The 25,213-nt window shown below is 70.7% G+C and carries 25 protein-coding genes and 2 riboswitches; of the genes, 13 read left to right on the top strand and 12 right to left on the bottom strand.

Translation table 11 applies throughout. The annotated features are described in order from the left end of the window. Positions 1 to 29: 29 nt before the first annotated feature. The 9 genes from ACQCO7_RS30410 to ACQCO7_RS30370 all read right to left on the bottom strand — a co-directional run bounded on the left by ACQCO7_RS30410 (position 30) and on the right by ACQCO7_RS30370 (position 10,625). Positions 30 to 1,421, bottom strand: a complete 1,392-nt coding sequence (locus ACQCO7_RS30410) for a M1 family metallopeptidase (protein WP_464074806.1) — start codon at positions 1,419 to 1,421, stop codon at positions 30 to 32. Between the two features lie 236 nt (positions 1,422 to 1,657). Next, positions 1,658 to 2,818, bottom strand: a complete 1,161-nt coding sequence (locus tag ACQCO7_RS30405; RefSeq protein ID WP_464074805.1) for an ABC transporter ATP-binding protein — start codon at positions 2,816 to 2,818, stop codon at positions 1,658 to 1,660. Between the two features lie 92 nt (positions 2,819 to 2,910). After that, the gene (locus ACQCO7_RS30400; RefSeq protein ID WP_464074804.1) at positions 2,911 to 3,987 is read right to left on the bottom strand and encodes an ABC transporter ATP-binding protein; all 1,077 of its coding nucleotides are present in this window, start codon (positions 3,985 to 3,987) and stop codon (positions 2,911 to 2,913) included. Then, positions 3,984 to 4,994, bottom strand: coding sequence for an ABC transporter permease (locus ACQCO7_RS30395; protein ID WP_464074803.1), 1,011 nt, complete (start codon positions 4,992 to 4,994; stop codon positions 3,984 to 3,986). The genes ACQCO7_RS30400 and ACQCO7_RS30395 overlap by 4 nt, the downstream gene beginning before the upstream one ends. A gap of 99 nt (positions 4,995 to 5,093) precedes the next feature. Continuing rightward, complete coding sequence (locus ACQCO7_RS30390; RefSeq protein WP_464074802.1) at positions 5,094 to 6,842, bottom strand: ABC transporter substrate-binding protein; 1,749 nt, start codon at positions 6,840 to 6,842, stop codon at positions 5,094 to 5,096. A 39-nt stretch (positions 6,843 to 6,881) separates the two neighbouring features. Then, positions 6,882 to 7,880 carry an ABC transporter permease gene (locus tag ACQCO7_RS30385; RefSeq protein ID WP_010356850.1) on the bottom strand — a complete coding sequence of 333 codons (999 nt, stop codon included), beginning with the start codon at positions 7,878 to 7,880 and terminating at the stop codon, positions 6,882 to 6,884. 317 nt (positions 7,881 to 8,197) lie between these two features. Next, positions 8,198 to 8,995 (bottom strand): enhanced serine sensitivity protein SseB C-terminal domain-containing protein, encoded by a 798-nt coding sequence (locus ACQCO7_RS30380; RefSeq protein WP_464074801.1) that lies wholly within the window; start codon positions 8,993 to 8,995, stop codon positions 8,198 to 8,200. Between the two features lie 120 nt (positions 8,996 to 9,115). Further along, complete coding sequence (locus ACQCO7_RS30375) at positions 9,116 to 9,895, bottom strand: enhanced serine sensitivity protein SseB (protein ID WP_464074800.1); 780 nt, start codon at positions 9,893 to 9,895, stop codon at positions 9,116 to 9,118. Between the two features lie 70 nt (positions 9,896 to 9,965). After that, positions 9,966 to 10,625, bottom strand: a complete 660-nt coding sequence (locus ACQCO7_RS30370) for an AAA family ATPase (protein ID WP_464074799.1) — start codon at positions 10,623 to 10,625, stop codon at positions 9,966 to 9,968. 186 nt (positions 10,626 to 10,811) lie between these two features. Beyond that, a riboswitch (glycine riboswitch) is annotated at positions 10,812 to 10,911 on the top strand. Next, positions 10,912 to 11,017: riboswitch (glycine riboswitch) on the top strand. Between the two features lie 62 nt (positions 11,018 to 11,079). Here ACQCO7_RS30370 and gcvT point away from each other — a divergent pair. The 7 genes from gcvT (at position 11,080) to ACQCO7_RS30335 (ending at position 18,422) form a co-directional block, all read left to right on the top strand. Beyond that, positions 11,080 to 12,192: a glycine cleavage system aminomethyltransferase GcvT gene (gcvT, locus tag ACQCO7_RS30365; protein ID WP_464074798.1), complete on the top strand. Its 1,113-nt coding sequence runs from the start codon at positions 11,080 to 11,082 to the stop codon at positions 12,190 to 12,192. Between the two features lie 56 nt (positions 12,193 to 12,248). Continuing rightward, on the top strand, positions 12,249 to 12,626 hold the full coding sequence (gene gcvH, locus ACQCO7_RS30360; RefSeq protein ID WP_464074797.1) for a glycine cleavage system protein GcvH: 378 nt from the start codon (positions 12,249 to 12,251) through the stop codon (positions 12,624 to 12,626). A 12-nt stretch (positions 12,627 to 12,638) separates the two neighbouring features. Then, the gene (glyA, locus tag ACQCO7_RS30355) at positions 12,639 to 13,904 is read left to right on the top strand and encodes a serine hydroxymethyltransferase (RefSeq protein ID WP_464074796.1); all 1,266 of its coding nucleotides are present in this window, start codon (positions 12,639 to 12,641) and stop codon (positions 13,902 to 13,904) included. A 242-nt stretch (positions 13,905 to 14,146) separates the two neighbouring features. After that, positions 14,147 to 15,514: an L-serine ammonia-lyase gene (locus ACQCO7_RS30350; protein WP_010356843.1), complete on the top strand. Its 1,368-nt coding sequence runs from the start codon at positions 14,147 to 14,149 to the stop codon at positions 15,512 to 15,514. Positions 15,515 to 16,442: 928 nt separating this feature from the next. Continuing rightward, the gene (locus ACQCO7_RS30345) at positions 16,443 to 17,027 is read left to right on the top strand and encodes a sigma-70 family RNA polymerase sigma factor (RefSeq protein WP_464074795.1); all 585 of its coding nucleotides are present in this window, start codon (positions 16,443 to 16,445) and stop codon (positions 17,025 to 17,027) included. Further along, positions 17,024 to 17,776, top strand: coding sequence for an anti-sigma factor (locus ACQCO7_RS30340; protein WP_464074794.1), 753 nt, complete (start codon positions 17,024 to 17,026; stop codon positions 17,774 to 17,776). The genes ACQCO7_RS30345 and ACQCO7_RS30340 overlap by 4 nt, the downstream gene beginning before the upstream one ends. 76 nt (positions 17,777 to 17,852) lie before the next feature. Continuing rightward, the gene (locus ACQCO7_RS30335; protein ID WP_464074793.1) at positions 17,853 to 18,422 is read left to right on the top strand and encodes a helix-turn-helix domain-containing protein; all 570 of its coding nucleotides are present in this window, start codon (positions 17,853 to 17,855) and stop codon (positions 18,420 to 18,422) included. A gap of 6 nt (positions 18,423 to 18,428) precedes the next feature. Here the strand turns inward: ACQCO7_RS30335 and ACQCO7_RS30330 are convergent, their stop codons facing one another. Genes ACQCO7_RS30330 through ACQCO7_RS30320 form a run of 3 tightly spaced genes read right to left on the bottom strand, consistent with a single transcriptional unit; the run spans position 18,429 to position 19,980 of the window. Then, a complete protein-coding gene (locus tag ACQCO7_RS30330; protein WP_464074792.1) occupies positions 18,429 to 18,767 on the bottom strand; it encodes an Asp23/Gls24 family envelope stress response protein in 339 nt (112 codons plus the stop codon). Then, positions 18,764 to 19,384, bottom strand: a complete 621-nt coding sequence (locus ACQCO7_RS30325; RefSeq protein WP_464074791.1) for an Asp23/Gls24 family envelope stress response protein — start codon at positions 19,382 to 19,384, stop codon at positions 18,764 to 18,766. The genes ACQCO7_RS30330 and ACQCO7_RS30325 overlap by 4 nt, the downstream gene beginning before the upstream one ends. After that, complete coding sequence (locus tag ACQCO7_RS30320; protein WP_464074790.1) at positions 19,381 to 19,980, bottom strand: RNA polymerase sigma factor; 600 nt, start codon at positions 19,978 to 19,980, stop codon at positions 19,381 to 19,383. The genes ACQCO7_RS30325 and ACQCO7_RS30320 overlap by 4 nt, the downstream gene beginning before the upstream one ends. Before the next feature lie 260 nt (positions 19,981 to 20,240). Between ACQCO7_RS30320 and ACQCO7_RS30315 the strand changes: the two genes are divergently transcribed. From ACQCO7_RS30315 to ACQCO7_RS30290, 6 genes are all read left to right on the top strand, one after another. Then, positions 20,241 to 21,842 carry a sulfite oxidase gene (locus ACQCO7_RS30315; RefSeq protein ID WP_464074789.1) on the top strand — a complete coding sequence of 534 codons (1,602 nt, stop codon included), beginning with the start codon at positions 20,241 to 20,243 and terminating at the stop codon, positions 21,840 to 21,842. Between the two features lie 79 nt (positions 21,843 to 21,921). Beyond that, positions 21,922 to 22,581 (top strand): fasciclin domain-containing protein, encoded by a 660-nt coding sequence (locus tag ACQCO7_RS30310; protein ID WP_464074788.1) that lies wholly within the window; start codon positions 21,922 to 21,924, stop codon positions 22,579 to 22,581. A 132-nt stretch (positions 22,582 to 22,713) separates the two neighbouring features. After that, positions 22,714 to 23,214, top strand: a complete 501-nt coding sequence (locus tag ACQCO7_RS30305; RefSeq protein ID WP_464074787.1) for an Asp23/Gls24 family envelope stress response protein — start codon at positions 22,714 to 22,716, stop codon at positions 23,212 to 23,214. A 54-nt stretch (positions 23,215 to 23,268) separates the two neighbouring features. Beyond that, complete coding sequence (locus tag ACQCO7_RS30300) at positions 23,269 to 23,454, top strand: hypothetical protein (protein WP_464074786.1); 186 nt, start codon at positions 23,269 to 23,271, stop codon at positions 23,452 to 23,454. Then, positions 23,451 to 24,428 carry a DUF6286 domain-containing Asp23/Gls24 family envelope stress response protein gene (locus ACQCO7_RS30295; RefSeq protein ID WP_464074785.1) on the top strand — a complete coding sequence of 326 codons (978 nt, stop codon included), beginning with the start codon at positions 23,451 to 23,453 and terminating at the stop codon, positions 24,426 to 24,428. Before ACQCO7_RS30300 ends, ACQCO7_RS30295 begins: the two co-directional genes overlap by 4 nt. Continuing rightward, complete coding sequence (locus tag ACQCO7_RS30290; RefSeq protein ID WP_464074784.1) at positions 24,425 to 25,009, top strand: hypothetical protein; 585 nt, start codon at positions 24,425 to 24,427, stop codon at positions 25,007 to 25,009. The genes ACQCO7_RS30295 and ACQCO7_RS30290 overlap by 4 nt, the downstream gene beginning before the upstream one ends. Positions 25,010 to 25,213 lie beyond the last annotated feature (204 nt).

Genomic DNA, 25,213 nt, shown 5'->3' with positions numbered 1-25,213 from the left:
TCTTCCTTGTTATGCAAGGGGTGGAGGGGCTAGAGGGTCGGTTTCCCTGTCGTGAAGAGCCACGTCTGGAAGAGGTCGTCCAGCTGCTGGCCCGAGATCTTCTCCGCGAGGCCGATGAACTCGGCCGTGTTCGCGTTGCCGTAGCGGTGCCGCTTCGTCCAGGCCGGCAGGAGCTTGAAGAAGGCCGCGTCGCCTATGCGTTCGCGCAGGACCTGGAGGGTCATCGCGCCGCGCTGGTAGACGGCCGAGGCGAACATCGTGTCCCGCTGCGGGTCGCCTACGGTGACCTGCCAGAACGCACTGGTTCCCGGGCGGGAGTTGTAGCCCGCCAGGAACGCGTCGTGCGCCGTGCGGGTGCCCTTGTGCTCGTCCCACAGCCACTGGCTGTACGTCGCGAAGCCCTCGTTCAGCCAGATGTCCTTCCAGTGCGCGACGCTCACGGAGTCGCCGAACCACTGGTGCGCCAGTTCGTGGACGATCGTCGATTCGCTGCGGACCGCCGAGTAGACCGGCTTGCTCTGGACCTCCAGGGAGAAGCCCGCCTGCGGCATGTCGTCGACTATCGCGCCGGTCTCCTCGAAGGGGTACGGGCCGAAGACCTGGGACCAGTAGTCGGTGGCCTCGGCGGTCACTCCGTACACGTCGACGTTGTTGCTGTTCGCCAGCACCGGGTCTATCGCCACGTAGATGGGGGTGCCGGCGGGGGTGGTGCCCGTCCGTACGTCGAACTTGCCTATCGTCGCCGTCGCCAGGTACGTCGCCATCGGCTTCGACTCGCGCCAGTGCGTGTACGTGGAGTCGCCCTTGTCGAACGTCGAGACGAGGCGGCCGTTCGACACCGCCGTCAGGCCCTTGGGAGTCCGTATGCGGATGTCGTACGTCGCCTTGTCCGAAGGGTGGTCGCTGGACGGGAACCAGGTCGACGCGGCGTTCGGTTCGCAGGCCACGAAGACGCCGTCCGCGGTCTTCATCCAGCCGTAGTCCGAGCCGAAGACTATGGGGCCGCCCAAGGGTTCCGGTACGCCGCCGTACGTCACGCTCACCTTGAACGTCCGTCCCTTCTTCAGGAACTGACGGGGCGTGATCTTTATCTCGTCGCCCTCCCTGGTGAACTCCGCCTTCTTTCCGTTCACTTCGACCCTGGTGACCTCCAACTTCTGGAGGTCCAGGTCGAATGCGGAGAGGTTCTGGGTCGCTCTCGCGGTGAGGGTGGTGGTGCCGTCCAGGCGGTCCGTGTCCGGGTTGTAGGCGACGCCGAGGTCGTAGTGGAGGGCGTCGTAGCCGCCGTTGCCCAGTTGGGGGAAGTAGGTGTCGCCCATGCCGTCCGCGCCGGGGGTGGGGGCGGGGGAGGCTGCGACGACGAAGAGGGTGGCTGCCGCGGCTACGGCTGTGCCTGCCCAGGCCGAGCGGGAGAGGGCCATGGTCGTCCCTTTCGTACGGTGTACCGATGTGTCGGACGGGGACGACTTTGCAGGGCGCGGTGTGGGCATGTGCATGACTTTGCCAAGTTGTCATGCGGGGTGGTGATACGCGCAGGGGCGCGGGGTGCTGCGCGGCGAACCACGGGGGGGGGCAGTCGGCTCGTTGTCGAGTGCGGGTCCGTCGTGGTTGATCGCGCAGTTCCCCGCGCCCCTGAAAAACTTGGTTCCGTCCGGCGTTAGTCAGCTTCCGGCTTGTCCCCCGGCGTCTCTACCTCCGCCGCCACCGCCGCCGATGTCTCCGCCGATTCCGCCAGGACCTCGTCCGCCACCAGTTCCGCCGCCTGCTTGGCCACTGTCAGGAGGACCGTTTCCTGGGGGGCCTGGTCCGCGAAGTTCTCCGGGTGGTGGCAGGCCACCTGCTGGCCGGGGATCAGTTCCAGGAGGGGGGGTTCCGTCGTCTGGCAGATCTGCGTCGCCTTCCAGCAGCGCGTGTGGAAGCGGCAGCCGCTGGGCGGGGAGATGGGGGACGGGACGTCGCCCTTCAGGAAGATGCGTTCGCTCTTCGCCGCGCGGCGCTTCGGGTCCGGGATCGGGACCGCCGAGAGCAGGGCCTTCGTGTACGGGTGCATCGGGGACTTGTACAGCTTGTCCCGGTCCGCCAGTTCCACGATCTTGCCCAGGTACATCACCGCGATACGGTCCGAGACGTGGCGGACCACCGAGAGGTCGTGGGCGATGATGACGTACGTCAGGCCCAGTTCCGACTGGAGGTCGTCCAGGAGGTTGACCACCTGGGCCTGGATCGAGACGTCCAGGGCCGAGACCGGTTCGTCCGCCACGACCAGCTTCGGGTTCAGGGCCAACGCGCGGGCGATGCCGATGCGCTGGCGCTGGCCGCCCGAGAATTCGTGCGGGTAGCGGTTGTAGTGCTCGGGGTTGAGGCCGACCACCGACAGCAGACGCTGGACCTCCGCCTTGACGCCGCCCTCCGGGGTCACCCCCTGGAGCTTGAACGGCGCGCTGACGATCGTACCGATCGTGTGGCGGGGGTTCAGCGACGAGTAAGGGTCCTGGAAGATCATCTGGACGTCGCGGCGCATCGGGCGCATCCCCGCGGCGCTGAGGTGCGTGATGTCCTTGCCCTCGAACTCGACGCTGCCGCCGGTGGGTTCGAGGAGCCGCGTGATGAGGCGGCCCATCGTGGACTTGCCGCACCCGGACTCGCCGACGACACCGAGCGTCTCGCCCTTGCGGACCTCGAAGTCGATGCCGTCGACGGCGCGGACGGCACCGGACTGGCGCTGGAGGAGGCCCTTGCGGATCGGGAAGTGCTTCTGGAGGCCGGAGACCTTCAGCAGGATCTCGGCCTCAGCGGCCTTCGCCTCGGTTGTGCTCACATTCGCCTCGCTGGGTCCATGCCGGTCCTCCAGGCTGGCCTGTTTTTCTGCCGGGGGTCCGGGGGTCGTCCCCCGGGAAGGCACAGCATCGCTCACAGCTTCGGCGCAATCTCTTCGTTCCAGATCCGCTCCCGCTGTTCCTGCCCGAGATGGCAGGCGGCCCAGTGGCCGGTGCCGACCTCGGTGAGGTCGGGGCGGACCGTGCGGGTGACGTTGTCCTTGGGGAGGTCCGCGTACGGGCAGCGCGGGTTGAAGGCGCAGCCGGACGGGATGTTGATGAGCGAGGGCGGGGCGCCCTTGATCGGGATGAGCCGGTCCGTGTCGTCGCGGTCGAGGCGCGGCATCGAGCCCAGCAGGCCCCAGGTGTACGGGTGCCGGGGTTCCGCGAACACGTCCTCGGCCGACCCGCGTTCGACGCAGCGACCGCCGTACATGACGAGCAGGTCGTCGGCCATCTCCGCGACGACGCCCAGGTCGTGCGTGATCATGATGACCGCGGAGCCGAACTCCTTCTGGAGGTCGCGGATCAGGTCGAGGATCTGCGCCTGGACGGTCACGTCGAGCGCGGTGGTCGGCTCGTCGGCGATGAGCAGCTCGGGGTTGTTGACGAGCGCCATGGCGATCATCGCGCGCTGGCGCATACCGCCGGAGAACTCGTGGGGATAGCCGTCCACGCGCTGGTCCGGCTCGGGGATGCCGACCCGGTCGAGCATCTCGACGGCGCGCTTGCGGGCTTCCTTCTTGGTGACCTCGTTGTGGACCCGGTACGCCTCCACGATCTGCTGCCCGATCGTGTAGTACGGGTGCATCGCGGACAGCGGGTCCTGGAAGATCATCGCCATCTTCCGGCCGCGCAGCCGGCGTACCTCGTCGTTGTGGGCGCCGATCAGCTCCTGCCCGTCCAGCCACACTTCACCGCTGACGCGGGCGTTGCGGGCGGAGCGGTGCAGGCCCATGAGACCCAGCGAGGTGACGGACTTGCCGGAGCCGGACTCGCCGACGATGCCGAGGGTGCGTCCGCGCCGTACGTCGAAGCTGACACCGTCGACGGACTTGACGAGGCCGTCGTCCGTGTTGAAGTGGATCTTCAGATCGCGGACGGAGAGGAACGTGTCGTCGGGGGCGTCGGCGACCGGCTCGCCCGGGGCCGCTTTGTCGAGCTTGCTCACGAGTACCTCACCCGGGGGTCGATGGCTGCGTACACCAGGTCGACGACGAGGTTGCAGAAGACGATGAAGAACGCGGCGACCAGGGTGACGCCCATGACGATGGGCAGGTCGTTGTCCCGGATCGACTGGACCGAGTAGGCGCCGATGCCCTGGAGGGAGAAGACGGTCTCGGTGAGGACGGCCGTACCGACCAGCGTGCCGAAGTCCATGCCGAAGATGGTGACGATCGGGGTGAGCGCGGCGCGCAGGCCGTGCCGGGTGACGACCGTCGTCTCCTTCAGGCCCTTGGCGCGGGCCGTGCGGATGTAGTCCTCGCCCATGGTCTCCAGCATCCCCGCCCGGGTGAGGCGGGCATAGAGCGCGGAGAACAGGAACGCGAGGCTGATCCAGGGCAGCAGGAGGTGCCAGGCCCATTCCGCCGGGTTCTGCGTGAACGGGATGTAGTCGATGGAGTCCCAGATGGGGATCTCGTACACGAACAGGGCGCTGAGGACCTGGCCGGTGAAGAAGATCGGGAGGGAGACGCCGGCGAGCGCGATGAACATGGAGACGCGGTCGACGGGGCTGCCCTTGCGCAGCGCGGAGATGACGCCGGTGGTGACACCGAAGATCAGCCAGATCACGGCCGCGCCGACGGCGAGCGAGAAGGAGACCGGGATGCGCTCGGTGAGCTGCGGCCAGACCTCGACGTGGCTCTTGAAGGAGTAGCCGAAGCAGGGCGCGTCGCAGTGGGTGGCGTCCGGGCCGAACTTGTAGTCGGCGCCGACGAACAGCGCCTTGATGAAGTGCCAGTACTGGGTGTAGATGGGCTGGTCGAAGCCCAGGTTCTTCTTGATCGCGAGCACGGAGTCGGGGTTGGCGTCCTTGCCGACGTACTGCGTGGCGAGCTGGTCGGCGGTCTGGCCGCCGAGCCGAGGTACCAGGAAGAAGATCGCGAAGGTGACTGCGCTGACCACCAGCAGCAGTACCAGGGCGCCGAATACGCGCCGGATGATGTACGCAGCCACAGCTGTCCGGCTCCGGGCGGCGGGGTCGGAGCGTGTCCGTCCCCGCCACCCGGAACCTTCACCTGCCTTTCGAGAAGATTCCGGCCTGCTCTGGGGCTTCTACTTGGAGGAGCTCATCAGCAGGTAGTCGTACATGCCCAGGTACGCCTGAGTGACCGTGACGTTGGTCGCGGACGCAGGCCGGAAGAGCAAGTTCTTGCGGTAGAGGGTCGGGACGACCGTGGCGGTGTCCATGACCATCTTGTCGATGTCGCCCCAGCCCTTGGTGCGGGCGGTGGCGTCGGTGTTGGCGATCGTGGCGGCGAGGGCCGCGTTGATCTTCGGGTCGTTCAGCTCCATCAGGTTGTTGCCGCCCGAGGGCTTGATGGCGGAGCCGTTGACGATCTGGTCCAGGAAGCCGAAGCCGGTCGGCCAGTCGGCACCCCACGCCATGGACAGCATGCCGAGCTTCTGCTGGTGCACGTAGGACGGGACACCGGCGAAGTTCGAGAAGTACTTGCCGGCCGGGAACTGCCGGATCTCGACGTTGATGCCGTACTTCTTCAGCGACGCCTGGACGGCCGTGGCCTGCGCGATCTCGGCGGGACGGTCGGAGCGGGCGGTCAGGATCGTGCTGAAGCCGTTCGGCTTGCCGCACGCGGTCAGGAATTCCTTGACCTTGGCCGCGTCGCCCTTGTTGCCGGCCGACGGGTAGGTGTCGAACTTGGTGTAGCCGTTGACCGACGGCGGCAGCAGCGTGGTGGCGATGTCACCCTTCGGCGAACCGCCGGCCGCGTCCAGGATGGACTGCTTGTCGACGCCGTACTGCACGGCCTTGCGGCAGTTGATGTTGTTGAACGGCTCGACGTTCTGGTTCAGCGCGATGTACTGCGTGGCACCGGCGTACGAGCTGTCCGTCTGGTTGGCCTTCTTGCCGGTCAGCACCTTCGGCTGGGTCGCGGCCTGGACACCGGCACCGGCGGCGTCGACGGTGACCCGGTCGGAGATCAGGTCGTTGTCGATCGTGACCGGGTTGACCTTGAACTTGATCGTGATCTTGTCCGGCAGGGCCTTGCGGATCGGGTCCGTCTTGGCGTCCCACTGCGGGTTCCGCACGAGGGTGGCGCTGCGGCCCTCCTCGTAGGACTGGAACTGGTAGGGGCCCGAGGAGACCATGTGCTGGACGTACTTGGCGCCGTCGTCCTTCGCGGCCGGCACGGGGGCCGTCTGCGAGAAGGTCGCCAGGTAGTCGAAGTCCGCGAACGGCTGCTTCAGCTTGAACACGATGGTCTGCGCGTCCGGCGTCTCGATGGACGCGAGGCCGTTCGGGTTCTTGTCCTTGTAGGGACCCGTGTACTTGTCGCCGCCGAGCAGGTACGACTTGAAGTACGTCGGACCGTTGGACAGCACCTCGGGCGCGAAGTTGGAGCGCTCGATGGCGTACTTGACGTCCTTGGACGTGACCGGGGTCCCGTCCTGGAACTTGACGCCGGTGCGCAGCTTGTACGTCCACGTCTTGGCGTCGGCGCTGGGCGTGCCCAGCGACTCGGCGAGGTCGGGGACGACGGTCAGGCCGTCCTTGCCGGCGGCCGGCTTGAACGTGGTGAGCGTACGGCCGTACAGGCGCGAGAAGTTCTGCACCCAGCCGTAGTAGGTGTTGCCCGGGTCCAGGGAGTCCGCCACGTCCGAGTGCTCGAAGCTGAGGGTGCCCCCCTTCTTGTTCGAGACGTTGACGACCGACGTCAGAGCCTCGTCCTTCTTCCCCTTGGCGGAGCCGCCACCGCTGTCGCTGTCTCCGCCACAGGCGGAAGCGCCCAGCGAGATCGCCAGGACCGACGCGATCGCGGCGGTCACTCTTCTGGTCTTCACCGAGGAAAGCCCCCTCTGTCGATGTAAATCACTGTGGGATCACTTGCTGCGAGGGTCGAGTGCGTCGCGCAGCCCGTCACCCAGCAGGTTGAACGCCAGGACGGTGATGAAGATCGCCAGTCCGGGCACGAACATGTACTGCGGATCAGCTGTGTAGAGATCCACGGCGTTGCTGAGCATTCCGCCCCAGGACGCCTGCGGCGGGGCGATACCGACCCCGAGGAAGCTCAGGCTGGCCTCGAAGAGGATGTTCGTCGGGATGATCAGCGTCGAGTAGACGAGGATCGGCGCGACGAGGTTCGGGAGGAGTTCGCGGAACAGGACGTACGGTCCGCGTGCGCCGAGGCTGTGCGCGGCTTCGACGAACTCCCGTTTGCGCAGGGTCATCGTCTGGGCGCGCACGATACGGCCGATGTACGGCCAGCTGAAGAAGCCGATCACGAAGATCAGTACGCAGATCCGCAGCGGGAGCCCGTTCAGGCCGAAGAAGCCGTCCTGGACGGAGGCCGAGATGGCGATGGCGAAGAGCAGCAGCGGGAAGGCGAGGAAGGTGTCCATCAGCCGGCTGATGATCGAGTCGACCCAGCCGCCGTAGTAGCCGGCGACGACCCCGAGGACCGTGCCGATGACCACCGACAGCAGGGTGGCGCCGCCCGCGACGAGCAGGGAGACCCAGGACCCGTCGATGATGCGGGCGAGCATGTCGCGGCCGTACTGCGGGTCGACGCCGAGCGGGTGGTCCCAGCTCATGCCGCCCCAGCCGCCGATGGGCGCCTGCATCGCCGGGTCGATGAGGTCCTGGTGGAACTCGTTCGGGTCGAGGCCGAAGACGGACTCGATGGGCTTGGCGAGGATCGCCATGAGGACGAGCAGGACGACGACGATGCCGCCGGCCACAGCCAGCTTGTCGCGCTTGAACCGGGTCCAGGCGATCTGGGTGAGTGAACGCCCTTCGATCTGGCTCTGGCTGGCCCCGGCGAGCACGGCCTCCGGCTGTGCTCCTGCCTCCGACCCGGTGGTCTCGATCGGTGCGGTCACAGTGCACTGACCCTTCCCGCCGGTGGTGACCGGCCTTACTCGCGTCTTATGGGAGGCGAGTCTTCAACGCGCTCGTGATCACGCGCCAGATGCGGCGCCGAAAGTATGCACAACCGTGATGCCGACCGTTGGCTTCCGTTATCCGAACAGTGGGTAACGGCCCTCGGACGAGGGCAAGTCGGTAATTCAGGGCACAGTAGCGTGTACCGGTTCGCTCTACGCGCGGAGATGAACACGGGTCGGTGTAACGAGCGGGTTTCCTGAGATGACGGAGCGTCAGGACGTACTCGTGGGTAGGAAGTGGCGCGTGGGGCGGATCAGTACGCGCCGGGGGTCGCCGGGTAGCCGTAACCGGCCGCCGGGGACTGCTGCGCCGGGGCGTGCGCCTCGCGGTCGTAGAACGGGCGGGCGTTGGCCCGCATCCACATGACGACCGGGTCGTACTCGTCGGTCATCGCGACCGTCGACACGGACAGGCCGTCGGGGACGGCGCCGATCGACTGCTGCATCATCGCGCGCACCGCGTCGACGGACTGCGGGGACGCGTCGTACACGTCCAGGCCGATCGACAGGTACGGCTGGCCCAGGGCCGGCTGGACCCAGGCGCGGCGCAGCGCCCTGATCGCGGGGGTGCGGTGGGCGTTCTGGCCGAGGAGGGCGTAGAAGTGCGGGATCTCCACCGCCGGGTCCGACAGGCGCAGCGGGCCGGGGGGCTGGCGGTCCAGGCCCGTCGCGATGCGGCGCAGGTCCGGCCAGGGGACGCCGACGCCGCCGCCCGGCGCGTGCGGGTTCAGCCACAGGCCGTGGCGGTCCGGGTACAGGGTGCGGGCCGCGTCGAGGCCGTCCACCACCTCGTACGAACGGTTCCAGCCGCTCGCGGACAGCTCCTGGGCGGACGTCACGCAGGGCGCGTACCCGTGGCCGTCCACCTCCATCGAGCCGTACTGGGCGTCCGGGGAGCCGGACTGGCCGTGCCACAGCAGCATCCAGACCTGGCCGGTGGTGGGGGTCGAGAGCGCGCGCAGGAGTGCCTCGTAGGCGTCGTAGCGGCCAGGCGTGACCTGGCGCAGCATGTGCTCGACCTGGCCGGCCGCAGCGGTGCCGCTCACGCTCACGTCTTTACCGACCCTTCGTAAAAATTGCCCCGTGTATGCCTGTTGCCCTGCGTCGGGGTCAAGCTTAAGCGCCCACGGGGGGTTCGCCGGTTGGGTGGACGACGGGTAGCGGACGGGTTTCTACCCGGTGCGGGAGTAGAACGGCCGGACGTTCGTCCTCAGCCACTCCCCCACCGGGTCCTGTGCCGCGTCCAGGAGGATCAGGTTGACTCCCCACGGGACCGGGACCCGGCCCAGCGCCCTGCCGAGCGCGTCCAGCGGGCGTTCGCCGAACTCGCCTTCCCAGTGGGTGAGTTCGACTCCTACGAACATCACCGGTTCCGAGGTCTCTATCGCCGCGAGGCAGCGGCGGGCCGTGAGGACCACTCCCGTCGCCTCGAACTCCCTGGACGCCTCCGTGAGGAAGTCCATCGGGTCGTCCTGCCAGTCCGGCTCGAAGAGGCGGACGCGGGCGCCGGAGGCCGTGCCGTGCAGGGGGGGGCGGTCCGCTCGGCAGAGGTCCGCCACCGCCTGCGGGGGGAGGGGGACGCCTACGACGCCGTCGGGGTTGAGGGCGATGCCGACCTGCGGGGGGAGGCCCTTCGCGAACTCGACCGCCGGGGCGATCGTGTACGCCATGTGGGAGCCGGTGACCTGGCGGAACTGTTCCTCGGAGGTGAAGACGGGGACGTACACCTGGCCTGCGACGTCGATCGTGGGGAGGTCGAGGGGGCCGCTGCGGGGGCCGCCGCCGTTGGGGAGCGGGATCCAGACGAAGCTGCGCGCGAGGACCTCGATTATTCGGCCGCCCGCTGACGGCACGCCCAGGGAGGCGGAGAGCACCTCCTCCAGCTCGTTCCCCGGCCAGCCGCCGTGGGAGTGGGGGTGTGCGGGGGCCGGGAAGTCGGTCGGGAAGTCCATCGCTGTATACCGCCTGCTGAAAACCGCTGTCGAAGAGGCAAAGCTTAAGGGGGCGCCGGGCAGGGCGGGTTCAGCCCCGGGTGAACGCGATCCTGCGCAGGACGTCGGCGGCCGGTCGGTCCAGGAGTATCGCCGCCTCGCAGCCGTCCGGCAGGTTCCCCTTCTCCACCGACCTGATCAGGCGGGACGCGGCGTGCCGGTGGCGCAGGAACGCGTACCGGGAGACGCCCCGGCCCCGCTCGCGCTGGCCCTCCAGGGCCGTGTCCGGGGTGACGTCCAGGAGGAGGAGGTGCAGGGTGCCGCCCCGGCGGCGGGACGCGCGGGCGAGCCAGTTCCGTACCCAGGACTGGGTGCCGCAGTCGTGGACGACGACGCCCTTGCCGGAGCGCAGGGCGCGCCACAGGCCCGCGTAGTGCGCGAGGCGGACGAGGGGGCGGTAGACGGCGTACGGCAGCCAGGCGGGCGTCCGCGCGTCCCAGCGGTCTCTCGTGTCCTGGGAGTCGATGCCGGTGCCGTGGACCGTGCGGCGCATCAGCGTGGACTTGCCGCTGCCGGGCAGGCCGGTGACGACGACGAGGTCGCGGGGGCCGAAGAGGAGGGCGTGCGGGCTGTGTCCTTCGCGGTCGCGCAGGTCGCGGACGACCGGCGCGGGGTGCCCGGCGCGGCTCTCCCTCGCGGGCGCCGCGGGCTGTGCGGGCAGCGCCGTCGCGTACGCCGTTGTCCTGTTCACCGTAGATCGTCCTCCCCTTGGAGCAGTCCCGTCAGTTACGGGTCTCCCCATAGACAGTAAAGAGAAGGTAATGGAATCTGTCTCGTGATTTGGTGCGCTTCCTGACACAGCCCCGTTACAGATCCGGCCTGCCGCGCGGCGGGGCCGGCGTGCGATGATGGCCGCGCCAACTGCATACCGGCCGTTCGAATCCGCGCGGGAGAGTCCCCGGCTTTTGTGTCGCCGGGGCGCCGAAGGAGCAAGTCCCTCCCTTGAATCTCTCAGGCACCGTTACCGCGTGGGCGAGGCACATCTGAAAAGCGGGCCGCCCCGGTGGTCCCACCCAAGGTGCAAGCCGTGTTCCCGCGAGGGTCACGGCGAACCTCTCAGGTTCCGATGACAGATGGGGAGGACCTTCCCGTATCCGTACGGGAAGCCCTTGCCCACCCCGTCACACCTGGGAGACGAACGCCCGATGACCAGCAGTTCCGCCGTACCCCGGCGTACCGCGCTCGATGCCCTGCACCGCTCGCTCGGCGCGACCATGACCGACTTCGCGGGCTGGGACATGCCGCTGCGCTACGGCTCGGAGCGCGAGGAGCACACCGCCGTCCGTACCCGCGCGGGGCTCTTCGACCTCTCGCACATGGGCGAGATCACCGTCACCGGGCCCGAGGCCGCGGCGCTGCTGAACTACGCGCTGGTCGGCGACCTCGCGGCGGTCAAGGTGGGCCGGGCCCGCTACACGATGATCTGCCGGGCCGACGGCGGCATCCTGGACGACCTGATCGTCTACCGGCTCGCCGAGACCGAGTTCATGGTCGTCGCGAACGCGTCGAACGCGCAGGTCGTGCTGGACGCGCTGACCGAGCGGGCCGCCGGGTTCGACGCGCTCGTGCGCGACGACCGGGACGCGTATGCGCTGATCGCCGTGCAGGGGCCGGAGGCTTCCGCGGTTCTGGGCGCACTCACCGACGCCGATCTCGCCGGGCTGAAGTACTACGCCGGGCTGCCGGGGACGGTCGCCGGGGTGCCGGCGCTGATCGCGCGGACCGGGTACACCGGTGAGGACGGGTTCGAGCTGTTCGTGGCGCCCTCCGACGCGGTGGCGCTGTGGGAGGCGCTGGCCGCCCGGGGTCCCGTCCCCTGCGGCCTCTCCTGCCGGGACACGCTGCGGCTCGAAGCGGGCATGCCGCTGTACGGGCATGAGCTGTCGACGGCCCTGACGCCCTTCGACGCCGGGCTCGGGCGGGTCGTGAAGTTCGGCAAGGACGGGGACTTCGTGGGGCGCGAGGCCCTCACCGAAGCCGCCGCGCTCGCCGAGCGCAAGCCGCCCCGGGTGCTGGTCGGGCTGGTCGCCGCCGGGCGGCGCGTGCCGCGTGCCGGGTACGACGTCGTCGCGGGCGGCGCCGTCATCGGCGAGGTGACCTCCGGCGCCCCCTCCCCCACGCTGGGCAGGCCGATCGCGATGGCGTACGTCGACGCGGCGCACGCGGCGCCGGGGACGGACGGGGTCGGCGTCGACATCCGGGGGAGCCACGAGGCGTACGAGGTCGTGGCTCTGCCGTTCTACCAGCGCCAGAAGTAGCTCTTCCGCAGTCCCCCATTCACCAGCACTCCCCCGCGTACAGGAGAATTCAGGCCATGAGCAACCCCCAGAACCTGCGCTACAGCAAGGAACACGAGTGGATCTCGCCCGCCGAGGACGGCGTGGCGACGGTCGGGATCACCGAGCACGCGGCGAACGCCCTCGGTGACGTCGTCTTCGTCGAGCTGCCGGCGGTCGGCGCCGCCGTGACCGCGGGCGAGTCCTGCGGCGAGCTGGAGTCGACCAAGTCGGTGAGCGAGCTGTACGCGCCGGTGGACGGTGAGATCACCGAGGTCAACCCGAACGTCTCGGAGGACCCGTCGCTGGTCAACTCCGAGCCGTTCACGGGGGGTTGGCTCTTCAAGGTGCGCGTCGCCGGTGAGCCGGACGACCTGCTGTCCGCCGACGAGTACACCGCCTACACCGCCGGCTGAGGAGTCGTACCCATGTCTGTCCTGAACACGTCCCTGCACGAGCTGGACCCGGAGATCGCCGCCGCCGTCGACGCGGAGCTCGGCCGGCAGCAGTCGACGCTGGAGATGATCGCCTCGGAGAACTTCGCTCCGCTGGCCGTCATGGAGGCGCAGGGGTCCGTCCTGACCAACAAGTACGCCGAGGGGTATCCGGGGCGGCGCTACTACGGCGGGTGCGAGCACGTCGACGTCGCCGAGCAGATCGCCATCGACCGGGTGAAGGAGCTGTTCGGGGCTCAGTGCGCGAACGTCCAGCCGCACTCGGGGGCTTCCGCGAACCAGGCGGCGCTCTTCGCGCTGGCCCAGCCCGGGGACACGATCCTCGGGCTCGACCTCGCGCACGGTGGCCATCTCACGCACGGGATGCGGCTCAACTTCTCCGGCAAGCAGTTCAATGTCGTCGCCTATCACGTGTCTCCCGAGACCGGGCTCGTCGACATGGAGGAGCTGGAGCGGCTCGCGCGCGAGCACCGGCCGAAGGTGATCATCGCCGGGTGGTCCGCCTATCCGCGTGAGCTGGACTTCGCGGAGTTCCGGCGGATCGCCGACGAGGTCGGGGCGTACCTGTGGGTCGACATGGCGCACTTCGCCGGGCTCGTGGCGGCGGGGCTGCACGCCAACCCGGTGCCGTACGCGGATGTGGTGACGTCCACGACGCACAAGACGCTGGGCGGGCCGCGCGGGGGGATCATCCTCGCGAAGTCGTCCTTCGCGAAGAAGCTCAACTCCTCGGTGTTTCCCGGGTTCCAGGGGGGTCCGCTGGAGCACGTCATCGCCGCGAAGGCCGTGTCGTTCAAGGTCGCCGGCTCCGAGGAGTTCAAGGAGCGGCAGCGGCGTACGGTGGAGGGGGCGCGGATTCTCGCCGCGCGGCTCACCGCCGATGACGCTCGCGCGGCCGGGGTAAACGTCCTGTCCGGTGGGACCGACGTCCACCTGATCCTCGTCGACCTGCGGGAGTCCGCGCTCGACGGGCAGCAGGCCGAGGACCGGCTCCACGAGGTCGGCATCACCGTCAACCGCAACGCCGTCCCGGACGACCCGCGTCCGCCGATGGTGACGTCCGGGCTGCGCATCGGGACGCCCGCGCTCGCCACGCGCGGCTTCACGGCCGAGGACTTCACCGAGGTCGCGGACGTCATCGCTCAGGCGCTGAAGCCGTCGTACGACGTGGAGGCGCTGCGGATCCGGGTGAAGGCGCTCGCGGACAAGCACCCGCTGTACCCGGCGCTGGGCAAGTAGGTCGGCAGGCCGGTCGGTCGGGGAGCGGGTCTTCGGGTCCGCTTCCGTCCGGGCGGGGGGGGCCTCGGGGCCGCTCCCGCCGGGGTGGGGGTGGGTCTTCGGGCCTCCTCCGCCGGAGTGGAGGCGGGTCTTCGGGCCTCCACCGCCGGGGTGGGGGCCTTCTGGTCCGCCCCGCCCGCATTCGTAGTCCCCGGCGTGGCACCCGACGTCGTGTGTTCTCGTCCTTTCTGGTTGGAGTCTCCGTGGCCATCTCCGTGTTCGACCTCTTCTCGGTCGGTATCGGTCCTTCGAGTTCGCACACGGTCGGTCCGATGCGGGCGGCGCGGATGTTCGCGCGGCGGCTGCGGAGCGAGGGGGTGCTCGGGTCGGTCGCGTCCGTGCGGACGGAGCTGTACGGGTCGCTGGGGGCGACCGGTCACGGCCACGGGACGCCGAAGGCCGTACTCCTCGGCCTGGAGGGCAACTCGCCGCGCACGGTCGACGTCGAGGGCGCGGACGAGCGGGTGGAGGCCATCAAGTCCACCGGTTCGCTGCGGCTGTTGGGCGAGCGGGAGATCGCGTTCTCCTTCGACGACGACCTGATCCTCCACCGGCGCAAGGCACTTCCGTACCACGCGAACGGGATGACCCTCTGGGCGTACGACGCTTCCGGCGCCGAAGTCCTCACGCGGACCTACTACTCCGTGGGCGGCGGGTTCGTGGTCGACGAGGAGGCGGTCGGCGCGGATCGCATCAAGCTGGACGACACGGCGCTCAAGTACCCGTTCCGTACGGGGGACGAACTCCTGCGCCTGACACAGGAGACGGGGCTCTCCATCTCGTCCCTGATGCTGGAGAACGAGCGGGCCTGGCGGACCGAGGACGAGATCCGCGCCGGGCTGCTGGACATCTGGCGGGTGATGCAGGCGTGCGTGTCGCGGGGCATGTCCCGGGAGGGAATCCTCCCCGGGGGCCTGCGAGTTCGACGCCGGGCCGCCATGACGGCTCGTCAACTCCGCGCCGAGGGCGATCCGTTGGCCCGCTCGATGGAGTGGATCACGTTGTACGCCATGGCCGTGAACGAGGAGAACGCGGCGGGCGGGCGGGTCGTGACCGCGCCCACGAACGGCGCCGCCGGGATCATCCCCGCCGTCCTGCACTACTACATCAACTTCGTGCCCGGCGCGGACGAGGACGGCGTGGTGCGCTTCCTTCTCGCGGCCGGGGCGATCGGGATGCTGTTCAAGGAGAACGCGTCCATCTCCGGTGCGGAGGTCGGCTGTCAGGGGGAGGTCGGCTCGGCGTGCTCGATGGCCGCCGGCGCCCTCGCCGAGGTCCTCGGGGGGTCGCCGGAACAGGTCGAGAACGCCGCCGAGATCGGGATGGAGCACAATCTCGGGCTCACCTGCGATCCCGTGGGGGGGCTGGTCCAGATTCCGTGCATCGAGCGGAACGGGATGGCCGCGGTGAAGGCGGTGACCGCGGCGAAGATGGCGATGCGGGGGGACGGGTCGCACAAGGTGTCTCTCGACAAGGTCATCAAGACGATGAAGGAGACGGGGGCGGATATGAGCGTGAAGTACAAGGAGACGGCCCGGGGTGGGCTGGCGGTGAACATCATCGAGTGTTGAGGGGGCGGGCCCTGAGCAGCGGCTTCTCCGATCCGTGTGCTTTGGAACGTCGTAACGAGTGGACACGGAGGTTGTGAACTGGTGCGATCGGAAGAACGGGCTCGCCTCTGCCGGAGCGGCGGCTCCGCCGGTGGACAGACGCCTTTGGAGCGGCACGCTCGTACGCGTCAATGACGAGGACGAATAGGAGACGTTGACACCGACGGGCGCCCTCGACGGCAGCCATGGCCCGCTCGTGGTCGGTGACGGGTACCTCTGTCAGGCCCCGTGCGGCAGCCCGTGCGACGACCGCCGAGATCAGGGCGTCCAGGTCGTGGTCACCGGTGTGTGGCCAGCCCCCACCGGATGAGCGCGAACGCCGGGCAGACCTCGGCAACTGCGCCCGAGCCGTCGCGCGGGGGGGGGGCGGCCATCGGCGTACGCCGCGTGGTTGGCGAGCGGGGGCGGCTCGGCGTCGGTCCGGTGCGCAGTGAGCAGGGCTGTGAAGGCGGCCGGCCGGCCCAGGGGAGAGTCCAGCCCCGTCCTCTCCAGGGACCGCATCGCTGTCAACCGGTCGTCGTGCCTCGCGGGAAGCAGTTCAGCCGCAGGCCGCCGCCCCCACGTCACGCGGCACACACCCGTGGTTCCGGTGCGCCCGGCCGGATCAATGGCGCCGCCCTGCGCCGATCAGGAATCCCCGGAATCAGCCGGTGCCGCTCGGCGCCTCGTCCACTTCGCCGCGCGACCGAGCAGGGATCACCCGAGCGTCGTGGGCGCCGCCTTCCGGGGCAGCCGCCGGTCATCACATCGCACCCGCAGGATGGCCTGGACCACGCTGTTCCCGGTCCTCTGCCACCGACGTCGGAGAATTTCGTCACGAGTGCAACCAATCCACGTGGCCGACGGGAACGGATTACGCCCGGACATGTCCCGACGGTGGAGGCCCTCGGTGGAAGAAGCGGTACATATCATCAGAAACCCCTCTGCGGGGCCCGACCTACAGGAACTCGTGGGGCAGGTGGCTCTGGGGAACGAGGACGCGTTCGCCCGCGTGTACGACATCGTCGCGGGCCCGGTCCTGGGCGTCGTGCGTGCCGTCCTGCGGGATCACGCGCAGTCGGAGGAGGTGGCGCAGGAGGTCCTGGTGGAGGTCTGGCGGACAGCTCCCCGCTACCGGCCCGATCGCGGAACGGCGGTCAACTGGATCCTCACCCTGGCGCACCGCCGGGCGGTGGACCGGGTCCGTTCGGTGGACGCCGCGACGGCCCGGGACCACAAGGCCGCGCTGCTCGACAAGGTGCCGGAGTACGACGAGGTGGCCGAGCATGTCGAGGCACGGCTGGAGCGGGAACAGGTGCGGCGCTGCCTGCGCACGCTGACCGAGCTCCAGCACCAGTCCGTCACGCTCGCCTACTACCGGGGCCTGACCTACCGCGAGGTCGCCGAGGCACTGGAGATCCCGCTCGGGACCGTGAAGACCCGACTGCGCGACGGACTGATCCGGCTGCGCGACTGCCTGGGGGTGACCGCGTGACGACCATCGATCTGCACCGGCTGACAGGCGCGTACGCCCTGCACGCCCTGTCCGACGAGGAGAACGCCTCGTTCGAACGCCACCTCGCAGGCTGCGAGCCCTGCGCGCAGGAGACGGCCGAGCTCAGCGCGACCGCCGCCCGTCTGGGCCTGGCCGTCACCACGCGTCCGGCCCCGGCACTGCGCGAGCAGGTGCTGCGCCGGATCACCACCGTCCGCCAGGAGGGGCCCGGCGCGTCCGTCCGGGTCCCTCCGGTGCGTGCCGGGCTGAAGTCCCCGCTGGTGTCCCGGTGGGCGCTCGCCGCTTGCCTCGCGGCGGCCACGGCGCTCGGCGGGACGGCCGTGTGGCAGCACCAGCAGGCCGCGGACGCCCGCGCCGAGGCACGCCAGTCGTCCCGGAGCGCCGACGAGATCGCCGCTGTCCTGTCCGCGCCGGACGCCCGGACCCGGGCGTCCGGGCTGGCCGGCGGCGCCACCGGCACGGTCGTCGTCTCCCGCAGCCGGGACAGGGCCGTGTTCGCCGTCTCGGGAATGGCCCGTCCGCCCGGCGGCAAGGTCTATCAACTCTGGTTCGACGACGGTGGGACCATGCGGTCCGCCGGGCTGATGGACCCGGGCCGCGGCGACCAGGCCGTCCTGATGCAAGGCGGCGTCGACCAGGCGTCGGGCATGGGCATCACCGTCGAGCCCGACGGCGGCTCGAAGCAGCCCACCACCGCGCCGATCGCCTTGATGGCCTTCCCCGGCTGACCTCGGCTCACTACGGCGCACGGGTGAATCACAGGGCATAGAGTCACATCATGTGCTGACTGGTTGTCATACGGTCATGACGATCGATGTTCTGCCCCAGCAGCCCATGCCGTCCCACCCCCGCCGGCGTGACGGAAGAGTCCCGTTGCCGGCCCCCGAGGAGCGCGTACGGCTGCGCCGGGCGTGGCGGCTCACCGAGGAGCAGGTGGCCGTCTCGTTCGGCGTGACCGTGTCGACGGTCCGCTCCTGGGAGGCGGGGCGCACCGCACCGACCGGTCTGCGCCGGGCCTCCTACGCGGCGTTCCTCGGCGGCCTGGCGTACGGACTGGTACCGGGCCCGGCCGCCGGCGCTCCTTCCGCGACCGGCGCCCGGCCGATCCGGCGGGCCGAGCGCTCGCGTCGGGCCGTACCACCTCCAGCGGCCCGGCCGCTGGAGGGTCGCCGGGACGAAGACCCGCTGCCGGACGGCGCCGCGCCCGTCCTGCCCGGACGGGCTCCGGCGCCGACTCCGGGGCGGCCGGTCGGCGCCGGAGCCGACCCGGTCTGCGCCCTGCGCCTGCGAAGGTTCCGGATGACGGCGACCGCGGTCGGGGTGTGGATCGTCGTGGCACAGCTGATGGCGACCGCGCCTCCGCCCCCCTGGTGACCGGCCTCAGAGGAGCCCCGTGACCGTCACGGTGACCCGGGGCGGAGGTTCGGCGGGGGCCAGGGCGTCCAGGCGGCGTCCTACCTCGTCGCGGACACCGCGCGCCACGTCCACGGTCCGCACCTGCCGGAGCGCCACGACGTGGATCTCGACGTGCCAGGGCCCCTCGCCGTCCGGCCGGGTCATCCGGACCCCTGCCGGGTGCGGCGCCTGTCGCGGCAGCGCGGTGCGCAGCCGGTCGGCCAGGCCGGGCCGGAGGAAAGCCACCCCCGGAACACCGGTCACGGCGGTGGCGAGTTCCTCGGCGAGCGTGCTGTGCGGGGTCCTCGCGGTGTGCTCGGTCATGGCGTACGGCCTTCCCGGTCGTCGTCGGCCGTCGGGGGGAGGAGATCGGTGACCCGGATGTGCACGGCCGCTATGCCCATGCCCAGGGCACGGTCGGCGGCCCGTCCGACCTGGTCCCGCACCTGTGCGGTGAGGTCGGGCAGGGGAACGCCGGTCGGAGCGTGGATGTCGAGGCGGACCTCGACCGTTCCGTCCTCAGGGACGTCGAGGAGGCGGCAGGAGCCGGCGCGGACGCCGGGAACCGTCTCCGCCGCGGCCCGCAGGGCGCGGGCCGCGACCGCCTCCATGATCCACAGGTCCTCGGAGGGTTCGCCCAGCGGCAGGGGACGGCCCGGACGCAGTTCGAGGCGGACGACGTCCATGATCCGCCGGGTCAGCGGCTCGGCGTCGTAGGAGCCCGCGTCCGCCGTCTCCGTGCGCAGCCCGCGTACGGCGGACTCCAGTTCGTCGAGCCCGCGTACCGCCTGCCGGCAGTGCGGGCAGGTCCGCGCGTGGGTGCCGTCGGTCCGGGTCTCCCAGTCGGCCCACGCTCGGGACAGCAGCCGTCCGCAGGGCAGGAGTTCGTCATCGCCGTCATGCGTGGACGTGCCGTACGGCGGGTCGGTCCGGTCGGTCATCGCCAGGCCCCCAGTGCTTGTGTCAGACAACGGCGTGCGCGGAAGACACGGGCGCGGACGGCCTCCTCGCTGATGCCCACCGCTTCCGCGACGAACTCGTAGGACCGCCCGTCCAGTTCCCGCAGCACCCAGCAGGCCCGCTGTTCGGCCGTCAGCAGGTCGAGGGCCTCGCGCAGTTCCCGTACCGCGGTCCGGGCCTCGGTGATCCGTGCCGGGGACGTGCTGTACTCGGCCGCGGCCACCTCTCCGGCCGCCTCCAGCGGGGCTGTGGGCCTGCGGGAACGCAGTACGTTCAGGCAGCGGTTGGTGACGATCCGGTATATCCAGGTGCCGAAGGAGGAACGTCCCTGGAACTCGGGCAGCCTCCGCCAGGCGCTGAGGAAGGCGTCCTGGACCGCGTCCTCCGCCTCGGTCGTGGTGCCGAGCAGCCGGGTGGCGAGCCGGGTCAGCGACGGCGCGTGCCGTTGCACGAGCACGGCGAACGCGTCCTCGTCCCCCTCGGCGGCACGGACCGCCAGCAGGTCGTCGTCCGTGTCGGGCCGGGTGTCCGGTGGTGCGCTGCCGGATGGTGCTCTCGGTGTGCGGGCCCCCGCCACTGGGCGGCTCCTCTCGTCCGGTCTTCCGAAAGCCGGTCTTCCCATGGTTGGACACCTCGGTGCGGTCCCCGTTACGCGGTACTTCGGGCCGCGAGGACCCGGTGGATGCGGACGGCCGCCGCCATCTCCGGCGACCGGCGAAAGGAAAAACGTCCGAGACGTAATCCGTAGCCGAAGCGGGTGCGGATGGGCGGCGAAAAAGAATTCATCCGATCGTGGGCGCGACCAATCCGGCGGGGCTTCAGAACCGGATTCCCCACGTGACCGAGAACAAGAAGGACCCCCGCCGCCGGCCCGGTCCGGCGCGGCTGCTGCTGGGCGCGCTCAGCGGTGCGCTGGCCGGGTGCGCGGCGCTCGCGGTCGCCGAGGCCGTGGCGGGTGCGGTCCGCCCGCAGGCCGGTCCGGTCGTCGCCGTGGGCGGCGCCGCGATCGACCGCACGCCCGCCGCGGTCAAGGACTGGGCGATCCGGAATTTCGGCACCGACGACAAGCTGGTTCTCCAGCTGGGAATTCTCGCGGTCCTCGCGCTTTTCGCGGTGTTCCTGGGAATTGCCGGACTGTGGTTCCGCCGTACGGCTGCGGCGGGCGTGCTGTTGTTCGGGGTGGTGGGAGCGCTCGCGGCGACCGGACGGCCCGACTCGGCCGGCGTCACGGACGCGCTGCCCTCGGTGGCCGGGGCCGTCGCCGCAGCCGTACTCCTGTACGTGCTCACGGGCCGCCTCGCACCCCGCACGGAGTCCCCCGCACCGCCGACGGTCGCGTCCGGCGGGGACTGGGACCGCCGCGGCTTCGTGATCGCGGCGAGCGCGGCGGCCGTGGCCTCGGCGGGAGCCGGTCTGCTGGGCCGGTCCCTGACCGGGGCCGCGGGACAGGGCGCGGTCGCCTCCCGGCGGAACGTGGTGCTGCCCGCGCCCGCGTCCCGCGCCCCCGCCGTGCCGAAGGGCGCGGCACCGAGGATCTCCGGCCTCAGCCCGTTCGTCACGCCCAACGCGGACTTCTACCGCGTCGACACCGCCCTCGTGGTGCCCAAGGTGGACGCGACGTCCTGGCGGCTGCGGATCCACGGCACGGGCGTCACCCGCCCGGTCACACTCTCCTACGACGATCTCCTGCGCCGTGACCTGGTCGAGCGGGACATCACGCTGACCTGTGTCTCCAACGAGGTCGGCGGCCCCTACGTCGGGAACGCCCGCTGGACCGGCGTACGCCTGGCCGACCTGCTGGCCGAGTGCGGGGTGAAGCCGCCCTCGAAGGGCGGCCCCGCCGATCAGCTGGTGGCCCGTTCCGTGGACGGCATGACGATCGGCAGCCCGGTCGAGGACGTGATGGACGGCCGCGACGCCCTCCTCGCCCTCGGCATGAACGGCGAACCCCTGCCTTTCGCGCACGGCTTCCCGGTCCGCATGGTGGTGCCCGGCCTGTACGGGTTCGTCTCCGCCTGCAAGTGGATCAAGGACATCGAGCTCACCACGTTCGACTCCTACGACCCCTACTGGGTCAGGCGCGGCTGGGCACGCAGGGCGCCGATCAAGACGGCGTCGCGCATCGACACACCGAAGCCGTTCGCCCGCCCCACAGCGGGCACGGTGATGGTCGCCGGCGTCGCCTGGGCCCAGCACCGCGGCATCGACAGGGTCGAGATCCGCGTCGACGACGGCCCCTGGCAGGAGGCCCGGCTCGCCGTCGAGGACACCGCCGACACCTGGCGCCAGTGGTCCTTCCCCTGGCAGGCCACCAAGGGCGGCCACACCCTCACCGTCCGGGCCACCGACCGCACCGGCGCGGTGCAGACCGAGAAACGTACCCGCACGATCCCCGACGGCGCGAGCGGATGGCACTCCGTGGTCGTGACCGTCGACTGATCCCCCGAGCCACTTTTCCCCTTCCCCATTTCCCCATGTCAACGCAGCTCAGGCTGCTCCGAGCAACAGGAGAAACACCATGAACACCCGTATCCGCCGTACCGCCGTGACCCTGGCCGCCGCGGCCGTCCTGCCCCTCGCCCTGAGCGCCTGCTCCGACAGCGGCTCCGACTCCGCCAAGTCGGACTCCTCGCCGACGGCGTCGGCGCCGGCCTCCGCCTCGGACGACGGCATGACCGGGTCCGGCAGCGGCACCGCCACGGACAAGCCGTTCGGTTCGGCCTGTTCCGCCGTGCCCGCGAGCGGTGCCGGCTCCTTCGACGGCATGGCCCAGGACCCGGTCGCCACCGCCGCCTCCAACAACCCCGCCCTGTCCACCCTGGTGGCCGCGGTGAAGAAGGCCGGCCTGGTCGACACCCTCAACAACGCCCAGAACATCACCGTGTTCGCGCCGACCAACGACGCCTTCGCGAAGATCCCGAAGGCCACCCTCGACAAGGTCCTGGCCGACAAGGCCCAGCTGACGAAGATCCTCACCTACCACGTCGTCGGCCAGAAGCTCACGCCGAAGGACCTGGAGAAGGGCTCCTTCGAGACTCTGGAGAAGTCGAAGCTGACGACCTCCGGTTCCGGCGAGTCCTACAAGGTCAACGACTCCGCCGGTGTCGTCTGCGGCAACGTCCAGACCGCCAACGCCACCGTCTACATCATCGACAGCGTCCTGATGCCCACCAGCTGACGCGGCGTCGTCCGAGGGGTGCCACATCCGTGGCACCCCTCGGATTCGTTTCCGGTCCCGCGTCACAGACGCGCCCGGATCGGGTCTGACGAAGTGAGAGCCCATCGAGGACGAAGCCGAGAGGAACCCGTGATGACCACGCAGACCGCATCCGCCACCAAGGACCTGTCCGCCCCGCAGACCGGCAGGCCGCCCCACACCACGGCCGTGTCCGGCGGCACGGCCGGGGCCGACCAGCCCGCGCCCGACCGGGGCCGTACCTCGATCGCCGACGTCGTCGTCGTGAAGGTGGCCGGCATCGCGGCCCGCGAGATCCCTGGTGTGTACGACATGGGCGGCGGCCTCTCCCGCACCATCGGCGCCGTCCGTGACCGCGTCCCCGGGGGCCGGCCGAACGTCGGACGCGGTGTCAAGGTCGAGGTGGGCGAACGGCAGACGGCGGTCGATCTGGACCTGGTCGTCGAGTACGGCGTCTCCGTCATGGACGTGGCCCGGGACGTCCGGGAGAACGTGGTCGACGCGGTGGAGCGGATCACCGGCCTGGAGGTCGTCGAGGTCAACATCACCGTCAACGACGTCCACCTGCCCGACGAGGACGAGTCCGAGAGCAGCGCCGGTTCCCGCGTGGAGTGACGGCGCCGGGCACGAGGCACACGGTGGGTCGTACGAGGTGAGAGGCACAGGGACATGAGCACACCAGTGGTGGGAATGACCGCGGGCATGGCGCTGGCGTTCGCCGGCTTCTTCGGCGGGTTCGGCGCCTTCCTGCTCGTGGCCGCGCTCGGCGGCCTGGGCTGGGCGCTGGGCCGGTGGATCGAGGGCGGCGGCAGCGTCCAGGACGTACGCGACGCGTTCGAGCGGAACCGCCGATGACGGCCCCGGCCGAGCGGGGCACCACCACCGTCTCGGAACGAGCCGTGCGCCGGATCGCCGAGCAGGCGGCCACCGAGACGCTCCCGCGACGGGACGCCTCCCGGGCGACCCGGGCCACGGCGTCCGTGCACGGCGGGCGGGCGGAGCTCTCCCTGGGGATGACGCTGCCCTACCCGGCTCCCCTCGCCGACACCGTGCGGGACGTCCAGCGCCATGTCACCGCGCGCACCGGGCAGTTGACGGGGCTGGACGTGACCTCCACGCGGGTCACGGTCACCTCGCTGGCCGCGCTGCGCGGACCGGCGTCCCCCGCTCCTCCGAGCGACGAGGGCCGTACGCCCCGCCGTTGGTGGTCCCAGCGCCGGGTCCCCGTCGCCGTGCTCACGGCGACGGCCGCCGCGGCCTGTGGTGCGCTCGCCTTCGACATGGTCCAGGTGCACACCGCTCATCGGGCGGTCGCGCCCTGGCGGGTCCGGGCCGTGGACTGGCTGTCGGAGCACGGGCCGGGCGATCCGGCCGTGGTCGCCGTCGGCGCGCTGACCGCCCTGCTCGGCGCCTGGCTGATCCTGCTCGCGGTGACCCCGGGCCGGCGCCGCCAGTCCACGGTCCGGACGTCCGCAGCCCGTGTGGACGCGGCGGTGGACCGTTCCGCAGTGCTGTCGCTGGTCCATGACGCGGTCGCGGACGTGGCGGGGACCGGAGCGGTACGCGTACGGGTGCGCAGGCGCCGCGTCACCGTCCGGGCCGGTCTCCGCTTCGGCGACCGGGCGGACACGCGGGACGCCGTCACATCCGCCGCCCGGGCCGCCCTGACCGCCTGCGGCCTGCGTCGCGTCCCCCGGCTGCGGGTCACCGTCGTCCCGGAGCCGGTCTGGTGCCCGCCTCTCCACCCGGTGCGGGAGGCGCCCCGCGATCACCTGCCCGACCGGCCCGTGCCGGTGTCCGCCCGCACCCCGGAAGGCGGCATGTCATGAGGCGCGCCCGTACGAGCGTCAACCGGACCGTCCTCGCCGTCGCCGGGCTCACCATGCTCCTGGTGGGCGCATGGCTCACCCTGACCGGCGGCCCCCTCCGGGAGCGGCTGCCCTCGTGGTGGCCGGCCGCCGGCGCGGGCACCGTCCTGCTGGACCGCCCCCGCCTGGCACAGCTCCGTGCCGAAGGCTGGTGGGCCCCCACTGTCCTGGCCGCGACGATCGCCCTGACCGTGCTCCTCGCGTACTGGTCCCTCGCACAGCTCGGCTCGGGCCCGACCCGGCGCCTGGCCCTGCCCGCTCCCGGCTCCTCGGTCCGCGCCCAGGCCCTCGCGGAGGCCCTGACCACACGCGCCGCGACCGTCCCCGGGGTCGCCCGCGCCCGTGCCCGCGTACTGCCCCGCCGCCGGCAACGCCTGGACGTCGGTCTACGGGTCTGGCTGCACCCGGGGACGCCTCCGCACGCCGTCCTGCCCCCGCTGCACGCCGTGATCGCGGAGGCCGAGCGGGCTTCCGCGCCGTACACCTCGTCCACCCGCATCCGGCTGAGCACGCCGGCGCGCCGGAGGTCCCGTGTCCGCTGAAGCGTGGGCGGGGTGCCTGTGGCGGACCGGACGGCTGCCGCGCCCGCCCTCGTCCGGTGGCCCGCGCGGCGGCCCTCAGCGGTCTGACGGGCGTGACCCACGTGACGGGCTACGCGCCGCACGATGTCCTGAGCAGGGTGCTGGGCACCGACCGGACGGCGTGGCCCCTGCTCGCGGAGTGGCCGAGCAGCACGGCGGGGACGG

This window comes from Streptomyces saintjeani, assembly GCF_055409605.1.
Note: the sequence above shows the minus strand (reverse complement) of the source record. Positions and strands in the feature narration are given on the sequence as shown.